At 68.5% G+C, this 22330-nt stretch carries 18 protein-coding genes, 5 tRNA genes and 2 pseudogenes; 9 read left to right on the forward strand and 16 right to left on the reverse strand.

The genetic code is table 11. The features are described from left to right. The first annotated feature begins 186 nt into the window (after positions 1-186). Positions 187-903 (forward strand): IclR family transcriptional regulator NdgR, encoded by a 717-nt coding sequence (ndgR, locus tag DBP14_RS08095; protein ID WP_129306347.1) that lies wholly within the window; start codon positions 187-189, stop codon positions 901-903. Positions 904-1018: 115 nt separating this feature from the next. Here the strand turns inward: ndgR and DBP14_RS08100 are convergent, their stop codons facing one another. Then, positions 1019-1330 carry an SH3 domain-containing protein gene (locus tag DBP14_RS08100; protein ID WP_206739226.1) on the reverse strand — a complete coding sequence of 104 codons (312 nt, stop codon included), beginning with the start codon at positions 1328-1330 and terminating at the stop codon, positions 1019-1021. Then, complete coding sequence (locus tag DBP14_RS08105) at positions 1327-1836, reverse strand: DUF4188 domain-containing protein (RefSeq protein WP_129306348.1); 510 nt, start codon at positions 1834-1836, stop codon at positions 1327-1329. Before DBP14_RS08105 ends, DBP14_RS08100 begins: the two co-directional genes overlap by 4 nt. Positions 1837-1925: 89 nt before the next feature. Between DBP14_RS08105 and DBP14_RS08110 the strand changes: the two genes are divergently transcribed. After that, positions 1926-2570: a MerR family transcriptional regulator gene (locus tag DBP14_RS08110; RefSeq protein WP_129306349.1), complete on the forward strand. Its 645-nt coding sequence runs from the start codon at positions 1926-1928 to the stop codon at positions 2568-2570. 70 nt (positions 2571-2640) lie between these two features. Here the strand turns inward: DBP14_RS08110 and DBP14_RS08115 are convergent. The 6 genes from DBP14_RS08115 to DBP14_RS08140 form a co-directional block, all read right to left on the reverse strand. After that, positions 2641-2713, reverse strand: a tRNA-Glu gene (locus DBP14_RS08115). A 44-nt stretch (positions 2714-2757) separates the two neighbouring features. Next, positions 2758-2829 (reverse strand) — tRNA-Gln (locus DBP14_RS08120). Between the two features lie 21 nt (positions 2830-2850). Further along, a tRNA-Glu gene (locus DBP14_RS08125) sits at positions 2851-2923 on the reverse strand. A 29-nt stretch (positions 2924-2952) separates the two neighbouring features. Then, positions 2953-3025 (reverse strand) — tRNA-Glu (locus tag DBP14_RS08130). A 43-nt stretch (positions 3026-3068) separates the two neighbouring features. Beyond that, positions 3069-3140 (reverse strand) — tRNA-Gln (locus tag DBP14_RS08135). 90 nt (positions 3141-3230) lie between these two features. Then, complete coding sequence (locus DBP14_RS08140) at positions 3231-3962, reverse strand: HAD family hydrolase (RefSeq protein ID WP_129306350.1); 732 nt, start codon at positions 3960-3962, stop codon at positions 3231-3233. A gap of 37 nt (positions 3963-3999) precedes the next feature. Between DBP14_RS08140 and DBP14_RS08145 the strand changes: the two genes are divergently transcribed. The 4 genes from DBP14_RS08145 (at position 4000) to DBP14_RS08160 (ending at position 11899) form a co-directional block, all read left to right on the forward strand. Next, a complete protein-coding gene (locus DBP14_RS08145) occupies positions 4000-4284 on the forward strand; it encodes a hypothetical protein (RefSeq protein ID WP_129306351.1) in 285 nt (94 codons plus the stop codon). Between the two features lie 975 nt (positions 4285-5259). Continuing rightward, on the forward strand, positions 5260-5805 hold the full coding sequence (locus DBP14_RS08150; protein WP_129306352.1) for a hypothetical protein: 546 nt from the start codon (positions 5260-5262) through the stop codon (positions 5803-5805). A gap of 1360 nt (positions 5806-7165) precedes the next feature. Further along, a complete protein-coding gene (locus DBP14_RS08155) occupies positions 7166-11035 on the forward strand; it encodes an SGNH/GDSL hydrolase family protein (RefSeq protein ID WP_241740839.1) in 3870 nt (1289 codons plus the stop codon). Between the two features lie 150 nt (positions 11036-11185). Next, on the forward strand, positions 11186-11899 hold the full coding sequence (locus DBP14_RS08160; protein WP_129306354.1) for a hypothetical protein: 714 nt from the start codon (positions 11186-11188) through the stop codon (positions 11897-11899). A gap of 82 nt (positions 11900-11981) precedes the next feature. Here DBP14_RS08160 and DBP14_RS08165 read toward each other — a convergent pair. The 3 genes and pseudogenes from DBP14_RS08165 to DBP14_RS08175 form a co-directional block, all read right to left on the reverse strand. Beyond that, a pseudogene (locus DBP14_RS08165) lies at positions 11982-12180 on the reverse strand (glutamate--tRNA ligase); the annotation flags it as partial. Continuing rightward, positions 12174-12383, reverse strand: a pseudogene (locus DBP14_RS08170) (HAD family hydrolase); the annotation flags it as partial. The pseudogenes DBP14_RS08170 and DBP14_RS08165, both read right to left, overlap by 7 nt. 88 nt (positions 12384-12471) lie before the next feature. Next, complete coding sequence (locus tag DBP14_RS08175) at positions 12472-12936, reverse strand: ATP-binding protein (RefSeq protein WP_129306355.1); 465 nt, start codon at positions 12934-12936, stop codon at positions 12472-12474. 124 nt (positions 12937-13060) lie between these two features. Between DBP14_RS08175 and DBP14_RS08180 the strand changes: the two genes are divergently transcribed. Continuing rightward, on the forward strand, positions 13061-13906 hold the full coding sequence (locus tag DBP14_RS08180) for a helix-turn-helix transcriptional regulator (RefSeq protein ID WP_129306356.1): 846 nt from the start codon (positions 13061-13063) through the stop codon (positions 13904-13906). Further along, entirely contained in the window at positions 13903-14103 is a 201-nt protein-coding gene (locus tag DBP14_RS08185; RefSeq protein ID WP_129306357.1) for a DUF397 domain-containing protein, read from the forward strand. Before DBP14_RS08180 ends, DBP14_RS08185 begins: the two co-directional genes overlap by 4 nt. A gap of 192 nt (positions 14104-14295) precedes the next feature. Here DBP14_RS08185 and DBP14_RS08190 read toward each other — a convergent pair whose 3' ends face one another. The 5 genes from DBP14_RS08190 to DBP14_RS08210 form a co-directional block, all read right to left on the reverse strand. After that, positions 14296-14619 (reverse strand): helix-turn-helix transcriptional regulator, encoded by a 324-nt coding sequence (locus DBP14_RS08190; protein WP_129306358.1) that lies wholly within the window; start codon positions 14617-14619, stop codon positions 14296-14298. Continuing rightward, positions 14619-14987, reverse strand: coding sequence for a type II toxin-antitoxin system RelE/ParE family toxin (locus DBP14_RS08195; RefSeq protein ID WP_129306359.1), 369 nt, complete (start codon positions 14985-14987; stop codon positions 14619-14621). The genes DBP14_RS08190 and DBP14_RS08195 overlap by 1 nt, the downstream gene beginning before the upstream one ends. 141 nt (positions 14988-15128) lie before the next feature. After that, complete coding sequence (gene gltX, locus DBP14_RS08200) at positions 15129-16613, reverse strand: glutamate--tRNA ligase (RefSeq protein WP_129306360.1); 1485 nt, start codon at positions 16611-16613, stop codon at positions 15129-15131. Continuing rightward, positions 16606-17391 carry a fumarylacetoacetate hydrolase family protein gene (locus DBP14_RS08205; RefSeq protein ID WP_129306361.1) on the reverse strand — a complete coding sequence of 262 codons (786 nt, stop codon included), beginning with the start codon at positions 17389-17391 and terminating at the stop codon, positions 16606-16608. The genes gltX and DBP14_RS08205 overlap by 8 nt, the downstream gene beginning before the upstream one ends. 244 nt (positions 17392-17635) lie before the next feature. Beyond that, the gene (locus DBP14_RS08210) at positions 17636-17824 is read right to left on the reverse strand and encodes a hypothetical protein (protein ID WP_129306362.1); all 189 of its coding nucleotides are present in this window, start codon (positions 17822-17824) and stop codon (positions 17636-17638) included. 569 nt (positions 17825-18393) lie between these two features. On the opposite strand from DBP14_RS08210, the gene DBP14_RS08215 reads away from it, so the two are divergent. Then, positions 18394-22326 carry a nitrate- and nitrite sensing domain-containing protein gene (locus tag DBP14_RS08215; RefSeq protein ID WP_206739227.1) on the forward strand — a complete coding sequence of 1311 codons (3933 nt, stop codon included), beginning with the start codon at positions 18394-18396 and terminating at the stop codon, positions 22324-22326. Positions 22327-22330 lie beyond the last annotated feature (4 nt).

Raw genomic sequence — 22330 nt, forward strand, 5'->3', positions numbered from 1 at the left:
ATGCGTCCACCGACCCAACTCGAGATCTTGAGGAGGCGGGGCCCCCTTGGTGCGGGGCGGGGCCGTCCGGGTCCGGGCGTCCGCCACCAGGCCCTTTGGTCCACGGGCCGCTGTGTGATTCCAGGGTGGCGCGTTCCACGGAAAATTGAACTTGCGTTTCACAGAGTGAGACGTGAGTATCGTTGCATGGACAACAGTAGCGGCGTCGGCGTTCTGGACAAGGCGGCCCTCGTCCTGAGCGCTCTGGAGTCCGGTCCGGCCACCCTCGCGGGTCTGGTCGGCGCCACCGGACTGGCACGACCCACGGCCCACCGCCTGGCCGTGGCATTGGAACACCACCGCATGGTGGCACGCGACATGCAGGGCCGTTTCATTCTCGGTCCCCGGCTGTCGGAACTGGCCGCGGCGGCCGGCGAGGACCGCCTCCTCGCGACGGCGGGCCCGGTGCTGACCCACCTCCGTGACGTGACCGGCGAGAGCGCGCAGCTCTATCGCCGTCAGGGCGACATGCGCATCTGCGTCGCCGCGGCGGAGCGCCTGTCCGGTCTGCGGGACACGGTCCCGGTGGGCTCCACGCTCACGATGAAGGCCGGTTCCTCGGCGCAGATCCTCATGGCCTGGGAGGAGCCGGAGCGGCTGCACCGGGGCCTGCAGGGCGCCCGCTTCACGGCGACGGCGCTGTCGGGCGTACGGCGCCGCGGCTGGGCCCAGTCGATCGGCGAGCGCGAGCCGGGCGTGGCGTCCGTCTCGGCGCCCGTGCGCGGCCCCTCCAACCGCGTCGTGGCCGCCGTGTCGGTCTCGGGCCCGATCGAGCGCCTGAGCCGCCACCCGGGCCGCATGCACGCGCAGGCGGTCATCGACGCGGCGTCCCGCCTGTCGGAGGCCCTGCGCCGCTCGGGCTGACTGCCCCGGTCAGGCGACGGCCCCGGTCAGCAGAACGGGCGGTCCCGCCGGAAGACGGCCGCCTCAACGCCGCGGCGCCGTCTCCCGGCGGGACCGCCCGCATCGGTCCTCCGGTTCAGCAGGTGGGGACCATGCCGGGGGCGACCTCGCCCTTCTTGCTGAGGATCGACGTGCCCGAGTCGATGTAGCCGGAGCCGCCGTCGTAGGAGATCTTGAACCACCCGTCCTCGTAGCAGGAGACGGTGAGCGGTGCCAGCGTGGTGAGTTCGCCCGTCTGCCGTCCTCCTGGGCCGGGGTCCGACCAGACGGTCACGGTGTCGTAGTCCTCGACGGTTCCCTTGAGGCCGTCGTCCCCGCAGGCGGTGAGCGCGAGCCCGCACAGCGCGGTGCAGCAGAGGGCCGGCGCGATCCGGCGTAACGCGTTCACTTCACGGCCTCCCCGGACCGGTGGGCGAAGCGGTCCTTCGCGTAGCGGCCGCGGGCGGCCAGCGGCACCTGGCCGTGGGCGCCGGCCAGGCCGAACGCCGGCATGTCGAAGTAGATGGACTCGTACGACCCCTCGGGCGCCACGTAGGTCTCGTGCCACAGGCCCACGTGGCCGCGCACCTTGCCCGCGCGTTCCTTGCGGTTGATGATCGCCCACACCCGGTGGTGGAACATGTCGGGCGAGGTGGCGTAGGCGTACAGCTTCTCCTTGGACTCCCAGTACTGGACGACGTAGTACGTCCGCGGCGACGCCGTCAGGAGGACGTGGCCCAGCAGCCCCCGGTCCGGGTCCCGCCTCAGCTCCCTCAGCATGCGGAGCATGGACAGCTGGACCGGGAGCCACTGGTGCACCGCCCAGAAGTGGTTGATCCGCATCCCGATCAGCAGGACCACCGCGTCACCCTCGACGTCGGCGGTCGTACGGCCACGCACCGGCTTGGCGAACATGACAGCTCCCCCGTCCCCTAGATCGGATAGCGCCACTATCCTTCTGTCGGTGCTTGGATAGTGGCACTTCCCATGGAGAGGTGCAAGAGATGCGGCTGGCCGAACTCAGCGAGCGCAGCGGGGTGTCCACCGCGACGATCAAGTACTACCTGCGGGAGGGCCTGCTGCCGCCGGGCCGCCAGATCAACGCGCGGACCGCCGAGTACGACGAGGAGCACCTGCGTCGGCTGCGGCTGGTGCGGGCGATGATCCAGGTCGCCGGTGTGCCGGTGGGGAAGGTGCGCGAGGTCCTCGGACACGTGGACGACGAGTCGCTGGGCCGGACGATCCGGCTGGGAGCGGCGCTCTGGGCGCTGCCGCAGGTGCCCGAGCCGGACGAGGACGACGAGTTCGTCCGGGCCGCGCACCAGGAGGTCGACACGCTCCTGGACCGGCTCGGCTGGGCGAACGCCAGGCAGCTCACGACCATCTCGCCGGCGTACCGCTCGCTGGTGGTGGCGGTGGCCGCGTTCCGCCGGCTCGGTTACGACTGGGGGGCCGAACAGCTCGCGCCGTACGCCGAGTTGATGCACCGGACGGCCGTCCTGGACATGGACAACATGGAGACGTACGCCTCGGAGGCGGAGCGGATCGAGTTCGCCGTACTGGGGGCGATCCTCAACGAGCCACTCCTGCAGTCGCTGCACCGGCTGGCCCAGGAGGAGGAGTCGGCGCGGCGGTACGGCTTCGAGTGAGGTCCGCTTGACCTTCATGGAGCCGGACATGCGAGAAGGCCCCCACCGAAGTGGAGGCCTTCTCGTTCTGTACCCCCGACCGGATTCGAACCGGCGCTACCGCCTTGAGAGGGCGGCGTGCTAGGCCGCTACACAACGGGGGCGTGGACCCTACGAGCGTTCAATACTGCACCGCCGCAGGCCCGAGCTGGTCTACCTGGACTCGAACCAAGACTAACTGAACCAGAATCAGTCGTGCTGCCAATTACACCATAGACCAATGATGGTTTAGACCAGTCAGTACCCCCGACCGGATTCGAACCGGCGCTACCGCCTTGAGAGGGCGGCGTGCTAGGCCGCTACACAACGGGGGCCCTAGCGATCCCGAGCTGATCAGGATCAGTACCCCCGACCGGATTCGAACCGGCGCTACTGCCTTGAGAGGGCAGCGTGCTAGGCCGCTACACAACGGGGGCGTTGCGGATGTGATCCGCGGTCGCAGACTGAAGCGTCTGCAAGCTGGCCTACCTGGACTCGAACCAAGACTAACTGAACCAGAATCAGTCGTGCTGCCAATTACACCATAGGCCACTGGAACGCAAGCCCCTGAAGGGTTCTCGTTCTAGTTCGCTCCTCCGGTTCCGGCCTTTCGGCCCGCTCCCCGGCGGCGCAGGAAGAACATTACCCGAAGGTGGACGGGGCTCCAAAACGGGTATCGGCGCGGACGAGCGCGGGGAGTTCGGCGAGGCCGGTGATCCGCAGCGCCGGCAGGTCACCACCGGCCCGCATGGTCACCCCGCCCCGGTCGATCCACACCGACAGCAGCCCGGCCTCGGCGGCGCCCCGCCCGTCGATCTCCGGATGGTCACCGACGTACGCCACCTCGTGCGGCGGCAGCCCCAGCGCCTCGCAGGCCGCCAGGAAGGCACCGGCCAGCGGCTTGGACACGCCCAGCTCGGCGGCGCACAGCACGACCTCGAAGCGGTCCCGGACGCCGAGGGTGCGCAGCTTGTGCTCCTGGACGTGCAGGCTGGAGTTGGACAGCACGGCGTGCCGGTGACTGCCGGCGAGGGCGTCCAGGGCGGGCAGCACGTCCGGGAAGAGGCTCCAGGCGCCCTGGTAATGCCCCATGTACCGCTGGAACCACGCGTCGGCCTGCGCGTCGCTCAGCTCCTCCCCGAGGAAGACCCGCACCCGGTCCCGCCGCTGCCCCTCGAAGCTGCTCTCCCCCGCCGCGTACCGCGCCCACTGCGCCTCGGTGACCTCCCGCCACCGCTCCAGCGCCGCCTCCACCCCGCCGTACCCCCCGAGCAGCCCCTCCGCCACGAGATGCGCCCGCATCCCGTGCCGGTCGGCACTCGTGTAGTCGAAAAGGGTGTCATCGACGTCCCAGACGACGGCTCGGATACTCATACCGCTGACGCTATCCCCGGGCTGGCACACTGGTGACATGAGCGAGTACCGCGTCCAGTTCACCGTCGAGGCCCGCGCGGCGTACGACGGCCTGCCCGGCGAGCGTCGAGCCCAGCTGGACAAGGCTGTACGGATACTGGCGCGTGACCCCTTCCGCAAGACCGCGACCGCTCAACTCGGTCCTGACGAACACCTGCGGAAGGCCTACGTGGCTCCTGGAGTGCTGCTGGAGTACATGGTCGCGGGAGCCATCATGGTCATCGTCGTACTCGAGATCTTCGACGAGTTCGCCTACCTGGTCGACGAGGCCGACGCTCTGTGATCGCCACACACTTTCAGTTCATTTCGCCCGGAGACGAGGAGGGGACCGGGGTCGGCGGCGACCAGGAGTGGTGATATCCATGGTCGGCCCTCAGCCGCCTTCTCCCCGATCGCTCGCACCGTATGCGCGCAAACGGGCACCACGGCTGAGTGCTCCTACTCATCTCCGCGGAACCCGGCGCCTCAGACAGCGACCTCCGCGTACACCGTCTTGCCCCGCCCTCCGTCCGTACGTGGCACCACCGCCCAGCGCTCGCGAGGGCCGCGACAAGGCGCAGGCCTCGGCCCGTCTCGGCGTCCGGCTCGCGCAGCACACAGGGTGGTCCCGATCGCATGCGGTCGCCCCGGACGTCGGTCACCTCAACCCCGACCAGCGTCTCGGTCGGATTCATCGACAGAGAGAGCCTGCATTCCCGGCCTGATACGCGCCCGTGCGTCACCGCGTTGGCCGACCATCGCGGACGAGCTGCTCCGCAAATCCCCCTCGCCCCCGACACAGAGTGCCTGCTCGCCGTCGTGGGGCTCGCATGATCACGAACACGGCATCGTGCGGCTACACAGATGCCTTGCCTGCCCACCAGCAGGCCAAACCGCGCGAAACCACCACCTCAACAGGCGGCGATCGCCACTGCCGAATCGAGGTCGGAGTGGAACGCAGGCCAATTTTCCGCCGTGGTCTGCGCGCACTCAGCAGACTCCGCTTCCGCGTCGGATCGTAGTGGGCCCCCGCTCTTCCCTGATTCCACTCTCGCGCCGACAGCGTCCCCCACCCACCATATCGAGCCATATAATCTCGCGGCTGTTATTGGCGGCGCCTATAGAGTGATGCCCTGCTCCCGACGAGTTGGGGAACTGCCTGCCGAGAGCATTCGGGCAGGACGGGGGCCGAAGAACCAAACACGCTGCACAACGGGGACCTGAAGCGCAAATTCCGATACCAGCGGTCTCCGCGTGCCATCAAAACGGGGGAATTTTCATGCGCAAACGACTGTCCGCTCTCGGCCTGTCCGCAATCTTTGTCTCTTCAGTCCTGACAGCTCCGCAAGCACTGGCAGAGGGCTCTCAACCGGCACCTGAGAAGGTGCCTGGCGCAAACGTTGAGCTTTCACCGAGCGCTGCACACGATCCGCTAACCCGCGCCCTCGCGGCAGCTAATCCCGCAGCGGTGCAAGCCGGAGGCACATCGTGCGGTAGCGGATACAAGCTGGCTTTCGTGGAACGACTTCCGGACTCCCGTCGGTTCGGTACCCTCTTCACATATACCAAGGAGGTCAAACAAGGAACGAACGGGGCCTGCTCGTTGTTCGACAACAACCTCGGCACAAAACAGCACATGAAACTGAAGCTGTGCTGGACGACTTGCAAGACCGATGAGGGCTCATTCTCCGAGTACGCGGGCCCGGTCAAGTACGAAAGCCGGTCATCCGCCTTCCAGCCCGCCTGTGTCGTGGTGACGGCTCTGATGTGGGAGGGCCGTGTCGCGATCATCGACCGGCAACGTCACATCGACGTCTGCGACTGACCACCCTCTGTCCCCTCCTTCTGTGAGGTAGATGTTCATGCCCGTGCGTATACCAGTGCCCCGTCGCCTCCTGATCCTGCTCGTCGCTGCCGGAGCAACGACCGCTGCCTGCGGGCATGAACAAGAGGGCCGGCGACCGGACAACGCAGCCGTTCAGCCCTCCTCGGCAGCCTCCGCATCGCCGACTGCCGCCAACCCGTCAGCCGACGCCCCGGAGCCGAACAGCACCGCGGCGGCTTTGCAGAAGGTGGAACGGGAACGGAGGCAGGCCGCACCGCCTGGGACAACCATCACTCCGTCGCCAGCCGGGACGGGCATTGCCAAAGGAAGCGAACATTTTGGAACTCCGGTCGTTCGGAAAGGAGATGTGACCGTTTACGCAGCCCGCCGAGCCAACGATAGCATGACGGTCCCTGTAGAGGTGGTCAACAATGGCCGGAAGCGCGCTTTCTATCGATTCCGTATCCGTATCACGGGGCCTGGTGGTTTCGATGCAACAGCCGACGCTTCGATGGGTGTCGTCGGCTTGTACCCCGGGGCCTCGTGGCCGACCGAACTAACACTGAGCGACCCCGGTCACACACCCCCCGCGCATCCGCACATCATCATCGAGAGCGTCGAGCGGAACGAATACAAGCCCTAAAACGCCACTGACAATCTCGAAATCATGCCAGGTCTATCCGGTCTTGCCCCGATCGGCTTATCGGTGAACCCGGGAAGCCAGTCGGCGGCCGGAGCGAGATCTTCAGAGCGCTCCTAGAACGTCGGCCCTTACTCCCTTCCCGACCAACCTCCAGAGTCGCCCTGATGCGCACACAACCCTAGGGCTGCAACCAAGAGTGCCTCTCGGAGCCGCTCATCAAGTTCACGGCTCCCGAGTTCATGAACGGGGGGCCAGTTGATGTGGCCTGGCCTGAACGCCTACTTTGCCGGTGCCTCGATGCTTTCCAGAGCGAACGGACCCAGCTGAACAATTACCGGTCCGAGTCGTTGTCGTGGCACGTGCCGTTGCCCACCTCCACCGCCGGCCCACTGTCTTCGCATGCGCGCCCACTCTCTGGCCGCCTCCCAAGGGGACGAGCGGTCGAGCCCTGCCCCGACCAGGCAGGGGGAACCTCTCAATCTGAAACGGGGAAGTTCTCTCTTGAGACGCAGAAAAAGATTCCATGTACACATAATTGCTCTGGTCGCCTGCACGGCGATGACGGGTGGTCTGCTGCAGGCAGCGCCCTCCGCAGCCGCGTCGACGTCCAGCCCTGACCACAGGAAGAGCGCACAGGTAGCGCCGTCTCCTCCCCGCCGCGTCGCGGATCCGGGGACGAAACTCGGCGCGGGCTGGAAGACCTCCACGGACCGAGCGGTGACCGGGGCGGCTGACACCGGCGGCTTCAAGATCCTTGCGGCCAACAGCAGCCAGGCTTACGCGTGGAAGACGGCCGCCGAACTGTCCGAGCCGGGTCTGACGACGGACTCGTGGATCGGTAATCAGTGCGTGATGGACCGGGACCATGTCGCAGCCGTGTACGCGCCGCGCACCTTCACGAACAAGCCGGACCTGATGCAGGGCGGTTCGTTCGCCGCCATTGTCGACACGGCAACCGGACACGTGACGAAGCTTCCATTCACGGTCTCTCTCGCCTACTTCGACCCGTCCTGTAACACCCTGGCGCACACGGCCGCGTTCACCGCCTTCCGGGACGTGAACGACCCGGCTCGGACGAAGACCCGTGTGGTGACCGTCGACACCGCCGGAAAGTCCCTGGGCAGGGTGGCCTTGAAGGGTGAGATCACCAGCGCCGTACCGTTCGAGGACGGAACGGTCGCCGCGCGTGGCCACGACCTGATTCACATCGACCGTGCCGGCAAGGTGAAGCACCTCGCCACCGGGGACAGCGTCCCGTTCGACATCCGGCCCGCTCAAGGCGGCAGAGTCGCCTTCGTCGACCGAAAAGACGCGAAGGATTCACAGGCGAAGGTGTGGTCGGGGCACGGCAGGCCGACGCTCGTCGCCACCGGCAAACTGGGCAGCCTCGACCTGATGCCGGGTGAGGCGGGCCGGGTGTTCCTCACTGGTCACCCCAAGGGAACCCCCAAGGTGCGGGGCACCGGCATCACCAGGATCGGCGCCCCCGCCGACACGGACATCTCCACGCGCGGACGCCTCGCCGTCGAACCGGTCCTTACGCCGGGCATTCGCGCGGGTCTGTTACACATCAAGGCCGCGGGCAAGGGGCTGACCGAGAGTGAGCCCACCCCACAGCAGGTCCGGCCGACCCCTGAAACCATGGCCGGGGGCCAGTCCGTGACCGTCACCAGCACAGCCACCGTCACGGGTGAGAAGATCACCCAGTCGGTCGCGGACACCACTGCACCGAGCGGGAAGAACCCGAGCCCCGCTCTCCCCATCGCCCAGGGCAAGGACAAGAAGACGTCGGTGGCCGGAGTCAACGGCCCCACCACGGCGATGGACCCGAGGGACACCGACCGGATCTGCGCCATCTCCCGCAACGACGTCAACGCGCAGGCGCTGCAGCCGACGCCGAACCAGGTCGAGTGGGCCGTCGACATGGCCGTTCGCGGGAAGCTGCGCTCCCAGTACCTGCGGCAGGGCGGCTACCGCAGTCAGACCGGTCTGGGCACGATCGACCCCCAGGGTCTGTTCCCCCTGCCCAAGCTGGCAGGCGGCGACGGCAAGGGACGCATCCCGGCCAACGTACTGCTCGGCATCATGGCGCAGGAGTCGAACCTGTGGCAGGCCGAGGGCGGTTCGATCCCCGGGCAGATGGGCAACCCCCTCGCCGCGATGGATGGCTACTACGGCCGCAAGGCCGTGGAGAACGACCCGGACGCATACTGGAAGATCCACTGGGACAAGTCCGACTGCGGGTACGGCGTCGGACAGGTCACCGACGGCATGCGGCTGGCCGGCCACGAGAAGACGGACGCCAACGGGCACAAGGAGAAGGCTCTGCCGCCGGGACTGCAGAGAGCCGTCGCCGTCGACTACGCCACGAACATCGCCGCGGCGATGCAGATCCTGGCCGACAAGTGGAACGAGGTCCACACCGCCGGGCAGACGGTCACCGTCAACGACGACAACCCGTCCATGGTCGAGAACTGGTTCACCGCCGTGTGGAACTACAACCTGGGCTTCAACCCGGTCGCGGACTCGGGCAAGAACGCCGGCCATTGGGGCCTCGGCTGGTACAACAACCCGGCCAACCCCTTCTACAAGAAGAGCTGGGGCCATCCGTTCATGGACACCGACGTGGACGGCCCGACCGCGAACAAGGACGCCGCGCACCCGCAGGACTGGCCCTACGAGGAGAAGGTGATGGGCTGGGCCGCCTGGTCCATGGACACCGGCTTCTCCTACGGCACCGACGGCAAGCAGGACTGGCCCGGCGAATCCGGGTTCAGCTCGGCGGGTTTCCAGCCCGCCTGGTGGATCAGCAAGGACTACCGCAGCCGTGTCTCTCCGCCGCTGGACACGTTCTGCAACACCAAGAACGACTGTGACCCGGACGTTCCACCGCACTGCCCGAACAAGGACTGCTACAAGCAGTACTGGTGGAACCAGTCCAACGCGACCTGGAAACCCGCCTGCGAGACCACCTGCGGGCACGAAAGCATCAAGTACAAGACGCTGATCTCGGAGCCCGGCCGGGGACATCGTCTACAGGACGGCACGCCGATCTGCACCGGAGCCCCCCACGGGGCGGAGGTCGTGGCCTCTGTACCGGCCGGTACGCCAACATGGTCCGACTGTGGCAACAGCACATCAGCGGGAACCTTCGGCTTCCGCTTCTTCCCCGACTCCGACGGCCGCTACGAAGGCAAGGAGGATCTGCACCAGATCGGCGGCGGATACGGCGGCCACTACTGGTACGCCCACACGCGCAACGCGGACCATCTTGGTGGCGACGGCGGCCGTATGGCCATCAACGGGATCTGGACTCTGGGAAAGGATCTCAACTGGGCACGGGTCATGGTGCATCTGCCCGACACCGGCGCGCAGACGAGGCAGGCGAAATACCACATCTTCAATACCGACAGCAAGAGCCCCGATCGGTACGTGCAGCAGCGCGCGGGACGCTGGGTGAGCCTGGGCGCGTTCCACTTCACGGGGCGACCGGCGGTCATGCTGTCGAACGTTACCGACGACGGAACGGCAGACGAGGACATCGCCTGGGGCTCGGTCGCCTTCCAGCCGCTGCCGGGCAAGCCGAAGAATGTGGTAGTCGCGATGGGCGACTCGTACTCCTCCGGCGAGGGAGCCTCCGAAGGCGACCGGGACTACTACCCGGAGAGCAACTACGCCAGCAAACTCGACGCGAATGCCCGTGACGCCTGCCACCGGTCCACCCAGACGTGGTCGCGTCAGGCCACCATGCCCGGTGCGTCGAAGTCGATCGGCCAGTTGGACGACTCTCTGGATCCGAGCATGGACTACCACCTGATCGCCTGCTCGGGAGCACGCACGTACAACGTCCTGCATGATGGCGTGTCTCAGGACAACAGCCGTGAGATGCCGCAGATCGACGAGGGGTACCTGGACCAGAACACCACTCTGGTCACGATCTCCATCGGCGGCAACGACTCCCGGTTCTCGGACATCTTCCAGAAGTGCCTGCTCTCCTTCGGGGACGGGAACTGCAAGGACAAGACGTTCACAGAGGCGGACGAGGACAAGGACGTCGACGGCCGCGATGCCAAGTTCGCCGGCCAGAAGTTGGAGACCGCCGTTCCCGGCATCATCAACGAACTCGTACGCCCGGACATCACCAGGACGCTGCTGCAGATCCATGGCAAGGCGCCACACGCGAAGATCGTCCTCATGGGGTACCCACCATTGCTCTCCGACAAGGGTGCATGCCTGACGTTCCCGCCCCTCCTCCTCGGCCTGTCCCCGGATTCTGCGAACTGGCTTAACGAGACGGCCGGCACGCTGGCGACGGCGATGCGGGGTGCGGCCGCCGACGCGAACAAGCAGGGAGCGAACGTGTGGTTCACCAACCCGGCCACCGACTTCGCGGGCAAGGGGGTCTGTGGTGATCCGGAGCAGGTGCACGGCATCGTCAAGTCCCTCGTGAAGTCGGACAACCCGAGCAACGACTGGCCGTTCCTCCGAAAGTACGGCCTTTCGGCACAGTCGTTCCACCCCAAGATCGGTGGGGCTCGCCTGTACGCGAACTCTCTGGAGCGAACCATGTCAGGTATGAGCCTGTAACGATCACTTCCCGGTCACGCCGGGGCAGCCCACAAGGGTTGCCCCGGCCCTGTCTGAGTACCCGTACTCATGCCCTGCCCCGGCGACCGTGTGCACAGTGGGGGCGGCACGGAATCTCCCTGGAAGGCGCGTCCAGCGATGAGAGGCCCGATGAAAAGTACCGCGAAGGGTGGCATTGCCGTCCTTCTTCTGCTCGCGATGGCCGCCTGTTCGTCCGGCAACCGCGCAGTCAGCGAGAAGGAGGCGCGGAGCCTGGCCGGCAGCCGCCAAGCACTTGACGCCAGGCACCATGCGGAACAGCGGCTCCGTAAGATCGTGCGGACGTATTCCGACCACACCCGCCTACACCTCGGGCTGGTCGTTGTACGGGACGCCTGCCAGACGGGCCTACGCAAGCAGCCGTTCTTCCAGGATGGAAGCGACACCTACAGAATCAAGTGTTCGATGCGCGTGCTCGCCTACTACGGTGCCGACCGAAACCACATGGGCGATGTCATCGACAGTATTCTCACAACGGGCGACAGCGACCCGCGAATTCCGTTCACCCACGATGACACCGGCAGACATCTGGTCGCCTTTTACCGCGGCACCGGACCCAACCCCAACGGGCCGAACGCGCTGGATCCGAGCGAAGTCTTCGCCTGGGGAGACACACTGAGCTGGGACCCCGTGAATGACCACAACCCCAAGCGTCTGGTCGAGGAACCTCTTGCCGTGAAGAACGATCCGCCAGTACAGCGGTTCCTTCGCGAGCCGGCTTCGGGAACGGTCTCCGGCATTCGCAAGAGGTACGGCATGGTGTTCCGACTTGAACTCAGCTCTGGCGACTACTACCACGTTCTCAAGGACGACCGTAATTCCTGACACGCTGCTGAAGAAGGCTCACACGTGGGGGGGTGTGGCACCAGGAGAGCCCGGGTGCCACACCCCCGCGTGCGGGTAGGCGTTACTCCGCCAGCCGCGCCAGGGCCGCGTCGATACAGGTCAGGGTCTTCCTGTTGCCCAGGACTTCGAGAGACTCGAAGAGGGGGAGGCCGACCGTGCGGCCGGTGACGGGTTACGCGAACGGCGGCCTGGGTCTTGCCGAGCTTGAGGCCGTGGGTCCCGCCGGCGGCGAGGACGGCCTCCTTCAGGGACTCCGCCGATGCCCCTCGAAACTGCACTCCCCCGCCGCGTACCGCGCCCACTGCGCCTCGGTGACCCCCCGCCACCGCTCCAGCGGCCCCCACCCCCTCGTACCCCCGAGCAGCCCCTCGGCCGCGAGATGCGCCCGCATCCCGTACCGGTCGGCACTCGTGTAGTCGAAGAGGGTGTCGTCCACGCCCCGGACGACGGCTCGGATACTCATGCCTACGACGCTATCCCGTTCCGGCACCTCGCGGGGCAGGCCCCGTTCCGCACACCTTCCAGGGGGGGTGGGCTTGGTCACGGGTGTTTCAGACAGCCACCTCCGCGTACACCGTCTTGCCCGGCCCTCCATCCGTACGCGGGGCCACCGCCCAGCGGCTCGCAAGGGCCGCGACCAGGCACAAGCCCCTGCCCGAATCGGCGTCCGGCTCGGGCAGCGCGGAGGGCGGCCCCGGTGGCATGCGGTCGTCCCGCGTGTCGGTCACTTCCACCCGGGCCAGCCCCTCGGCCGGGTCCACCGACAGGAAGAGCCTGAAGTCCCGGCCGGGCACGCGCCCATGCGTCACAGCGTTTGCGGCGAGCTCTCCCACGATCAGGGTCACCGTGGTGTTCAGGTCCGATTCGTACGGGTGGCCCCAGGCGTCGAGGCGGTGGGAAGCGAGCCTGCGGGCCAGCCGTGCCCCGCGTGGCGTGGACGTGAACGACATGCGGAACTCCCGCGCGGGCAGCGGAAGTCGGCAGATGTCCTCGGAGGAATGCGTTTCTGTCGTCATGGCCACGAGCGTGGTCCGACACGCGTACCTTGACCAGCAACGACATCCATACACACTGTGCCTGTACGGCTGCGGTGGGTGTTCTGTCGGGGTCCGTGGTGAGACACGTGCTGGAGGGAAGCCTATGACGCAGGTCCCGGAACAAGCCGTCGCTCGGCGCGGCGAGGACCCGGCCGACGAGTTGCTGCGGTCGTTCGGCAGGCAGGTCAAGATCCTCAGGGAGCGGGCCGGGTACACCCAGGCCGCCCTGGGACAGCTCCTCGGGTACAGCGAGGCGCAAGTCGCGGCGATCGAGCAGGGGCGGCGCATCGCCCGGCCCGACACCATCGACAAGCTCGATCAGCTGCTGGACGCTGGCGGCATGCTGATCGCCATGAAGCGACCCGTGGCGCTGACCCGCTACCCCGCCTTCTTCCGCGACGCCGCGCGGATCGAGGAAGAGGCCGTCGAGTTCCACGCGTACGCCGTTCTCGCGGTCCCTGGCCTTCTGCAGACCGAGGAGTACGCGAAGACCATGTTCACCGTGCGACGCCCGCGACGCGGCGAGTCCGAGATCGAGCAGATGGCGACCGCCCGCATGGCCCGGCACAAGATTTTCGATCGCGCACCCGCTCCGACACTGAGCTTCGTCATCGAGGAATCCGTGCTGCAACGGCCGTACGGAAGCGTCCATGTGCTTCGGGGCCAACTCGAACACTTGCGCCTGATGGGCGAGAACCCCAACCTTGAGATCCAGGTGATGCCGACCCGCACCATGGACCACGCGGGAGCGGACGGGCCGTTCACCTTGATGACGCCCCAGGGTGGGGAACAGGTCGCCTACGTGGAGAGCCAGGGCAACGGACGAGTGATCACTGATCGTGAAACCGTACGCGGGTTCGCCGTTCGGTATGGAATCCTGCGAGCTCAGGCGCTGTCCCCCGCCGATTCCCTGCGTCACATCGAGAAGTTGCTGCAAGGAGACCTATGAACACCGATCAGTCCGAGGCCGAGTCGCTCCAGTGGTTCAAGAGCAGTCACAGCGGCGGCGAAGGCGGCGAGTGCGTCGAGACCGCCATCACTCCCGCCGCCATCCACATCCGCGATTCCAAGGCCCCCACCCGCGGCACCCTCGCCGTGCGCCCCGCGACGTGGTCCGCGTTCCTCGACCTCGCTCGCCGGGACTGACGGACAGAGACCCGATCTCCAGTTGCGTCACATTTGTGGCCGTCCCTCACGGGGCGGCCACAGTCGTGACCGCGTCCGTTGTGCGGATGAAGCTGTCATCGCCACGGTCGAACCCGGGGTAGACAAGCAGCAGCCCTCGTATAGGACAGACGTTCGCTCCGCCCCGGCCCGGTAACGCCTCGGTCCTCGTCGTCACGCGGCGTGTGGGGTGAAAGTGACACGGGAGTCGCCCTCGTCGATGGCGACGTTCAGGGAACCGTCCAGGGCCTTCGCCAAGCGTCGAAGCAGGGGAAACGTGGGCACGGTGTCGCCACCCTCCATGCGGGACACCTGAGGCTGCGTCATCCCTGCCCGCTCGGCCAGTTCGGCCTGGGAGAGGCCGAGTTCGATCCGCCGGTCGTGGACAGCCTGCCCGAGATCGCCGGCCAGCCGCGCGTCGACGTACTCCTGGTCGTACTCCACCGCCTCACCCGCAAGCCGCCGGGTTTGGCGCGTTCTCCATGCGCTGTGATTCATCAGCTCTCCTTGCGCCGATCGTAGAGGTGCTGAGCGCGGCCGTGTTCGGTCTCGCAGACCTTCAGCACCTGCTGGGCACGCTCGACCTCCGCCGCTTCACGCATCCTCGTCTTGCGGAACACCGTGAGCAGGACGATCCGCCGCCCGGGGGCAAGCCAGTACGGGATACGCACGGCCTCGCCGTCCAGTTCGAGGCGCAGCTCGCGCAACTTGCCGCCCAGATGACGCGAGTACGGCTCACCGAGCGTCGTCGGTTCCTCAAGCAGACGGTCGGCCTTGTCCTCCACCCGTCGGTACAGCCGGAACGGCAGCAGCTCCAGCCAATCCCGCACCTCGGGTTCCAGCTCGATCTGCCACCACTCTGTCATGCAAACAACGCTATATTCCATCAATTGCATAACGCAAGGTATTGAGCCACTCTCGGCGTATCAGCGCGCACGACACTGTCCAGTCGCATCACGAAGGGGGGCACCCGGAAGACACCGGGCGCCCCCTGTTCTGCACGTCGGTTACGCGCCGAGCCTCGCCAGCGCCGCGTCGATCCGGGCCAGGGTCTTCTCCTTGCCCAGGACTTCGAGGGACTCGAAGAGGGGGAGGCCGACCGTGCGGCCGGTGACGGCTACGCGGACGGGGGCCTGGGCCTTGCCGAGCTTGAGGCCGTGGGTCTCGCCGGCGGCCAGGACGGCCTGCTTGAGGGACTCCGGGGAGGTCCAGTCGGCCGACTCCAGGTTCTCCCGGGCCGTGCGGAGCAGGGCGTCGCTGCCCTCCTTCATCGCCTTCGTCCACGACGCCTCGTCGAAGACGGGCTCGGGCAGGAACAGGAAGTCGACGTTGTCCGTGATCTCGGAGAGGACCTTCAGACGGGTCTGCGCGTGCGGGGCGATGGCCTGCCACTTGGCCTCGTCGAAGTCCTCCGGCGCCCAGGGGGCGAAGGGGGCCGCCAGCCACGGCGCGCAGCGGTCGGTGAAGTCCTTCACCGGCAGCATGCGGATGTGGTCGGCGTTGATCGCCTCGCACTTCTTCAGGTCGAAGCGCGCCGGGTTGGGGTTCACGTCGGCGATGTCGAAGGCCGCGACCATCTCCTCGACCGTGAAGATGTCCTGGTCGGCGGAGAGGGACCAGCCGAGGAGCGAGAGGTAGTTGAGCAGGCCCTCGGGCAGGAAGCCGCGCTCGCGGTAGAGGTTGAGGGACGCCTGCGGGTCGCGCTTGGACAGCTTCTTGTTGCCCTCGCCCATCACGTACGGCAGGTGGCCGAAGACCGGGGTCGTCCTGGCGATGCCCAGCTCGGTCAGCGCCTTGTAGAGGGCGATCTGACGCGGGGTGGAGGAGAGCAGGTCCTCGCCGCGCAGGACGTGCGTGATCTCCATCAGGGCGTCGTCGACCGGGTTGACCAGCGTGTACAGCGGGGCGCCGTTGGCGCGGACGATGCCGTAGTCCGGGACGTTCTCCGGGAGGTAGGTGATGTCGCCGCGGACCAGGTCCGTGAAGGTGATCGCCTCGTCGGGCATCCGGAAGCGGACGATCGGGGTGCGGCCCTGCGCCTTGTACTCCTCGGCCTGCGCCTCGGTGAGGTCGCGGCAGTGGCCGTCGTAGCCGGACGGCTTGCCGGCGGCGCGGGCGGCCTCGCGGCGGGTGTCCAGCTCCTCCTGGGAGCAGTAGCAGTGGTAGGCGTGGCCGGCGGCGAGGAGCTTCTCGGCGACGTCCTTGTAGAGGTCCATGCGCTGCGACTGGCGGTACGGCGCGTACGGGCCGCCGACCTCGGGGCCCTCGTCCCAGTCGAAGCCCAGCCAGCGCATCGAGTCGAGCAGCTGGTCGTAGGACTCCTCGGAGTCGCGGGCCGCGTCGGTGTCCTCGATGCGGAAGACCAGAGTGCCCTGGTGGTGCCGGGCGAACGCCCAGTTGAACAGGGCGGTGCGGACCAGGCCCACATGGGGGTTACCGGTGGGCGAGGGGCAGAAACGGACGCGTACGGGAGTGCCGGGTGCGCTAGCCACGCTTGACAACCTTGTTGGTGAGAGTGCCGATGCCTTCGATGGTGACGGCGACCTCGTCGCCGACGTGCAGGGGGCCGACTCCGGCCGGGGTGCCCGTGAGGATCACGTCGCCGGGGAGCAGCGTCATGGCCTCGGAGATGTTGACGATCAGGTCCTCGATCGGGTGGAGCATGTCGCTCGTGCGGCCGAGTTGGCGCTGTTCGCCGTTGACGGTGAGCTGGAGGGTCGCGTCGTTCGCCGCGGCGAGGCCGAGGCCCGTCTCCACCCAGGGGCCGAGGGGGCAGGAGGTGTCGAAGCCCTTGGCCCGCGCCCACTGCTTCTCGCGCCGCTGCACGTCGCGGGCGGTGACGTCGTTGGCGCAGGTGTAGCCGAAGATCACGTCCTTGACGCGGTCGCGCGGGACCTCGCGGCACATGCGCCCGATGACCACGGCCAGCTCGGCCTCGTGGTGCAGTTCCTCGGAGAAGGACGGGTACTGGATGTCGTCGCCGGGGCCGATGACCGAGGTGGACGGCTTGAAGAAGGCGAACGGTGCGTCGGGCACCTCGTTCCCCAGCTCGCGCGCGTGTTCGGCGTAGTTGCGGCCGAACGCCACGACCTTGTTGGGGAGCACCGGCGGCAGCAGCCGTACCTTGCTCAGCGGGACCTTCGTGCCGGAGAGCTCGAAGTCCGCGAACGGGATGCCCTTGATGATGTTCAGGACGAGCTCGTCCGGCTGGTCGCCCTCGACCGCGCCGAAGGCGACGTTCCCGTCGATGGAGAACCTGGCGATGCGCACGGGATCCTTGCGCCCCTTAACTGAGCTGGCTGGAGTCTGACGCTCCAGGCTAACGCGGCGGCGGGGCCGCGCCGTGCGCATTTACGGCCGGTCGGGGGCCCGCGCCCCGGCCGGCGCGGTCCGCCGGGCGGGGCGGACCGGGCGCACGCGCGACGTCCCCCGGGCGGCCGGCCCCGGCGCACGCGCGACGCGCCCCTGGCGGCCGGCCCGGGGCGCGTTGAGTGATCCGCCGCGGCGGTGCGTACTACGGGGCGACGGAGGCCGTGGCGGGGGCTTCCACCAGGATGGTGCGACGGGGGTTGGCCGTCTGGGCCGGCAGGTCGACGGAGTGCTCCGGCAGTTCCGGCGCCATCAGTTCCTCGGCGTCCGCGAGGTGCGCCAGGGTGGTGCGACGGGGGTTGGCTATGTTGCGGAACATCATCGTCGTCTTCACGGTTGTCGTAAGTCCTGTCCTGGTTCGCGGTGGGCAAATGCGCCGCCCATGTAAAGCGTCAGGCTAGACACCGCCATTCCCCGCCCTGACAGGGACCCCCCTTGATCAGCGTGTGAGTTTCCTCACTTACTCAGGGGCAAAACGGTCAATCCCGGCTCGCAATTGACCCCAACGAAACGGACATTGGGCGACTGAAGCCCGCATTCCGCTCCTGATCATGGCGACTGGGACACCAGAGCCGGAACGACCGCGCGCAGGGATACGTCCGTTATGCCCCGGATCAGCCTCCACGCCCGGTGATTTCTCCCTCACAGCCCGTCACACAGGTCACAGCTCGGGGCACGGGCCTTGTTGGAGATCGGGCACTGTGCTGGAATTCCACGGACCGCCGCAGGATCGAGCCGGCGCGCAGGGGCGCAACGCAGCGCCGAGTGGCGGCGAGATGGGGGGAAACCTGCGCCGGTCACTCCAGACCACCCGGGGGGCGTTTTCAGGGCGCCCACCACAACGCCGACACCGTGTTCCTCCGTTCTCGCGGAGGAGCGCCTGGTCCAGAGGTTGCGACGCTAGTGCAGGGACGTTTCAAGAGGGATGGCAGCGCTTCGGCGGAGCCGGAGCCGCATGGCGGGACTGGCCAAGGCAGCTCCACGCCCCAGCACGCCCAGAACCCGGGCCCGGCCCCTTCCGTAGAGGGCGGTGACCGCTCCGGGCGCCCCGGCGCGTCCGCTTCGCCGGGATCCTCGGGTCCCGGGGGCACGTCCGGGACGGCGGCCCCCACGCCGGACGTGAAGCCCGTGCCGAGCGCCGGCTCGCGCCTGGCGCTGCGCAACTGGCGCATCTCCACGCGCCTGGTGTCGCTGCTCGCGCTCCCCGTCGTCGCGGCGACCTCGCTCGGCGCGCTGCGCATCAGCGACTCCATGGACGAGATCCGGCAGCTCGACAACATGAAGCTGCTGACGGACATGACCAAGCAGGCCACCGAGCTGGCCCAGGCGCTCCAGGACGAGCGCGACGAGTCCGCCGGTCCCCTCTCCCACGGCCTGACGACGACCGACTACACGGTCAAGGGCGCCCAGGAGAAGACCGACCGGACCGCGAAGAACTTCATCGACGCCTCCGAGGAGATCGACGCCGCCAGCAAGGACGGCAACCTCACGGGCGTCCGCGACAGCCTCGTCGGCGTGGTCGGGCAGATCAACCAGCTGCAGAAGATCCGCCACGACGCCTACCAGTCCAAGGGCAACTCGACCCAGACCATCGAGTCGTACCACCGGCTGATCACCCAGCTGATCGACCTCTCCCAGGACATGGCGGAGGCGTCCAGTAACCCGGAGATGATCCAGCGCACGCGCGCCCTGGCGGCGTTCTCCACCGCCAAGGAGTACGCGTCGGTGCAGCGCGCGGTCCTCGCCGCGGCCCTGCCGACCACCAACACCACGGTCGGCAAGCTCTCCCCGAACGACCGCCTCTACGGCGAGGCGGCGTACGAGAGCGAGAACTCCGAGCTGAAGATCTTCCGGCAGATCTACGCCAAGCAGGACCCCGACAGCCTGCTGAAGCCGATCGACGACAGCAACTCGACGATCAAGCCGGCCGACGAGTACGCCAAGCGTGCCCTCGGCGCCACGGACGGCCTCGACAGCCTGCCGAAGCGGTCGTACCGCGACTGGATGGACGACAGTTCCACCAAGATCGACCAGATGAAGAAGATCGAGCACTCGCTGCTTGAGGAGATGGAACAGAAGGCCCGCGAGCTGAAGAGCGCCTCGCAGCGCGAGGCGATCATCTCCGGCGCGCTGATCCTGCTCGTGCTCGGCGTCTCGCTCGTCGGCGCCTTCATCGTGGCCCGGTCCATGATCCGCTCGCTGCGCCGGCTCCAGGAGACCGCGACCAAGGTCGCCCAGGACCGCCTGCCCGAGCTGGTCAAGCAGCTGTCCGAGTCCGACCCGCAGGACGTCGACACCTCCGTCGAGTCCGTCGGTGTGCACTCCCGGGACGAGATCGGCCAGGTGGCCGCGGCCTTCGACGACGTGCACCGCGAGGCGGTCCGCCTCGCCGCCGAGCAGGCCCTGCTGCGGGGCAACGTCAACGCGATGTTCACGAACCTCTCGCGCCGCTCCCAGGGTCTGATCCAGCGCCAGCTGTCGCTGATCTCCGAACTGGAGTCCCGCGAGGCCGACCCGGACCAGCTGTCCTCCCTGTTCAAGCTCGACCACCTGGCCACCCGTATGCGCCGTAACGGTGAGAACCTGCTCGTCCTCGCGGGTGAGGAGCCCGGCCGCCGCTGGACCCGCCCGGTCCCGCTGGTCGACGTGCTCCGCGCCGCCGCGTCCGAGGTGGAGCAGTACGAGCGCATCGAACTGGCCTCCGTGCCGACCACCGAGGTCGCCGGCCGCGTCGTCAACGACCTCGTGCACCTGCTCGCCGAGCTGCTGGAGAACGCGACCTCGTTCTCCTCGCCGCAGACCAAGGTCAAGGTCACCGGTCACGCGCTGCCCGACGGCCGCGTGCTGATCGAGATCCACGACACCGGTATCGGCCTGTCCCCCGAGGACCTCGCCGCGATCAACGAGCGGCTCGCCTCGCCGCCCACCGTGGACGTGTCGGTCTCCCGCCGCATGGGTCTGTTCGTGGTCGGCCGGCTGTCCCAGCGGCACGGCATCCGCATCCAGCTGCGCCCGTCCGACTCCGGTGGCACGACCGCGCTGGTCATGCTGCCCGTGGACGTCGCCCAGGGCGGCAAGAAGCCCACTCCGGGCAAGCCCGGCGCGCCGTCGACCGGTGGTCCCGCCGCCGCGCAGGCCGCGGCCGGCGCCGCCGCGGCGCGGCGGAACAGCGGCGGCAACGGCGGTGCCCTCGGCGGCGCCCCGTCCGCCGGACGGCTCGCGGCCGGACCCGGCCCCCGCGGCCAGGTCGGCCCCGCCCAGGGTCCCCGGGCCGCGCTGCCCGGCGCGGGCCAGGGCGGCCGCCCCGGTGGTCCCGGTGGAGCGCGCGGCCCGCAGGGTCCGGGCGCGGGCCAGCAGGGTCGGCCGGCGCCCGCCGGAACCGGCGCGGGTCTCTTCGGCGGCCAGCCGGGTGCCCAGCAGGGCACGCAGTCGGCGGGCTCCTCCGGGCCCGACCTGTTCGGCGGCCGTACCCCGCAGCGCGGCACCAGCGGCGCCGACCAGGGCCGTCAGCCCCAGCTGCCGCCGCGCGGCGGACCGCGCGCCGAACTGCCGGGCGGCAACCAGCAGGACTGGAGCGACAGCGCCCAGCTGTCACGCGCCTCGCTGGACACCCCGCGCGGCCACGACGAGCGCGACCCGCAGCACACGGCACCCATGCCGCGCATCGACGACCGGCAGGGCCCCGGCCAGACCGCCGAGATACCCCGCATCGACGCGCAGGGCCCGGCGGCCACCGGCGAGTTCCCCCGCCCGGACCTGACCGGCGCCAACGGCTCGCACACCACGGGCCAGTTCGCGGCCCCCGGGACCGACGGCATGAGCGGCACCGGCCAGTTCCAGCGTCCGGGCGCCCCGCAGGGCCCGGCCGACTTCCAGCTGCCGGGCGACCCGAGCGCCACGGGTGAGTTCCAGCGCCCCGGCAACCCGAACCACACCGGCGAGTTCCAGCGCCCCGCCGGGCAGCAGGACAACGGCTCGTTCGTCCGCTCCGACGTGTTCGGCACGCCGGCCCCCGGCCGCCAGGACGGCGGGCAGCACACCGGCCAGTTCGCGGCCCCCGCGGCCCCGCAGGGCTACGACGGCGGCTACGACGGCGGTTCCACCGGCCAGCACGCGCTGCCCGGCAGCCACGGGCCGGGGAACACCGGCCAGTTCGAGCGGCCGCAGCCAGGCGGCCCCTCGGACTTCGGTGCCCGGCAGCCCGGCGGCCCCGCCGACTTCGGCGCGCCGCGCCCGCCGGTCCCGCCGGTCCCGCAGCAGCAGCGTCCCGTGCGCCGTGAGCCCGACAACGGGGGCGCCGCGCAGCGGCCCGTTGAGGGGCGGGGGCCGGGTGACGGGTGGGCCCTGCCCCCGGCCTCGGGTCCCGGTGACGGTCGTACCCCGCTGTACGACACGCTGGAGACGAACTGGTTCCACGGCGGACAGGGCGGCCAGGGCGGTCAGCCGGAGCGGCAGCAGGAGAGCACTCCCGCGCCGGTCCCGCAGGCACCGCAGGCCCCCGCTCCCAGCGCCGCTCCGGCGGCCCCGCAGCGTCCCGCGACCAGCTCCTGGCGCTCCTCCCCGAACGACGACCTCGTCCGGCAGGCGGAACGCGTACGGCAGCCCGCCGCGGGCGGTGTCACCACCTCCGGTCTGCCGCGCCGGGTGCCCCGGGCGAACCTGGTCCCGGGCACGGCACAGCAGCAACAGCACCAAGCAGGTCCGCAGGTCTCGCGTGCGCCCGACGACGTACGCGGCCGGCTGACCAATCTCCGTCGGGGCATCGCTCAGGGCCGGCAGGCCGGCGGCGGCCAGACCGGCAGCTACCCGAGCCCCACTCACCAGCAGGAGCGTTAGTTGA

Origin of the sequence: Streptomyces sp. L2, from assembly GCF_004124325.1 — a bacterium.
GTDB lineage: Bacteria > Actinomycetota > Actinomycetes > Streptomycetales > Streptomycetaceae > Streptomyces.

What these genes read in the sequence shown, in the direction of transcription:
- DBP14_RS08185 (WP_129306357.1), top strand. Translation starts at nt 13,903, where the DNA reads ATGAACACCGATCAGTCCGAGGCCGAGTCGCTCCAGTGGTTCAAGAGC.
- DBP14_RS08180 (WP_129306356.1), top strand. Translation starts at nt 13,061, where the DNA reads ATGACGCAGGTCCCGGAACAAGCCGTCGCTCGGCGCGGCGAGGACCCG.
- DBP14_RS08190 (WP_129306358.1), bottom strand. Translation starts at nt 14,619, where the DNA reads ATGAATCACAGCGCATGGAGAACGCGCCAAACCCGGCGGCTTGCGGGT.
- DBP14_RS08160 (WP_129306354.1), top strand. Translation starts at nt 11,186, where the DNA reads ATGAAAAGTACCGCGAAGGGTGGCATTGCCGTCCTTCTTCTGCTCGCG.
- DBP14_RS08195 (WP_129306359.1), bottom strand. Translation starts at nt 14,987, where the DNA reads ATGACAGAGTGGTGGCAGATCGAGCTGGAACCCGAGGTGCGGGATTGG.
- DBP14_RS08140 (WP_129306350.1), bottom strand. Translation starts at nt 3,962, where the DNA reads ATGAGTATCCGAGCCGTCGTCTGGGACGTCGATGACACCCTTTTCGAC.
- DBP14_RS08145 (WP_129306351.1), top strand. Translation starts at nt 4,000, where the DNA reads ATGAGCGAGTACCGCGTCCAGTTCACCGTCGAGGCCCGCGCGGCGTAC.
- DBP14_RS08150 (WP_129306352.1), top strand. Translation starts at nt 5,260, where the DNA reads ATGCGCAAACGACTGTCCGCTCTCGGCCTGTCCGCAATCTTTGTCTCT.
- DBP14_RS08110 (WP_129306349.1), top strand. Translation starts at nt 1,926, where the DNA reads ATGCGGCTGGCCGAACTCAGCGAGCGCAGCGGGGTGTCCACCGCGACG.
- ndgR (WP_129306347.1), top strand. Translation starts at nt 187, where the DNA reads ATGGACAACAGTAGCGGCGTCGGCGTTCTGGACAAGGCGGCCCTCGTC.
- DBP14_RS08175 (WP_129306355.1), bottom strand. Translation starts at nt 12,936, where the DNA reads ATGACGACAGAAACGCATTCCTCCGAGGACATCTGCCGACTTCCGCTG.
- DBP14_RS08105 (WP_129306348.1), bottom strand. Translation starts at nt 1,836, where the DNA reads ATGTTCGCCAAGCCGGTGCGTGGCCGTACGACCGCCGACGTCGAGGGT.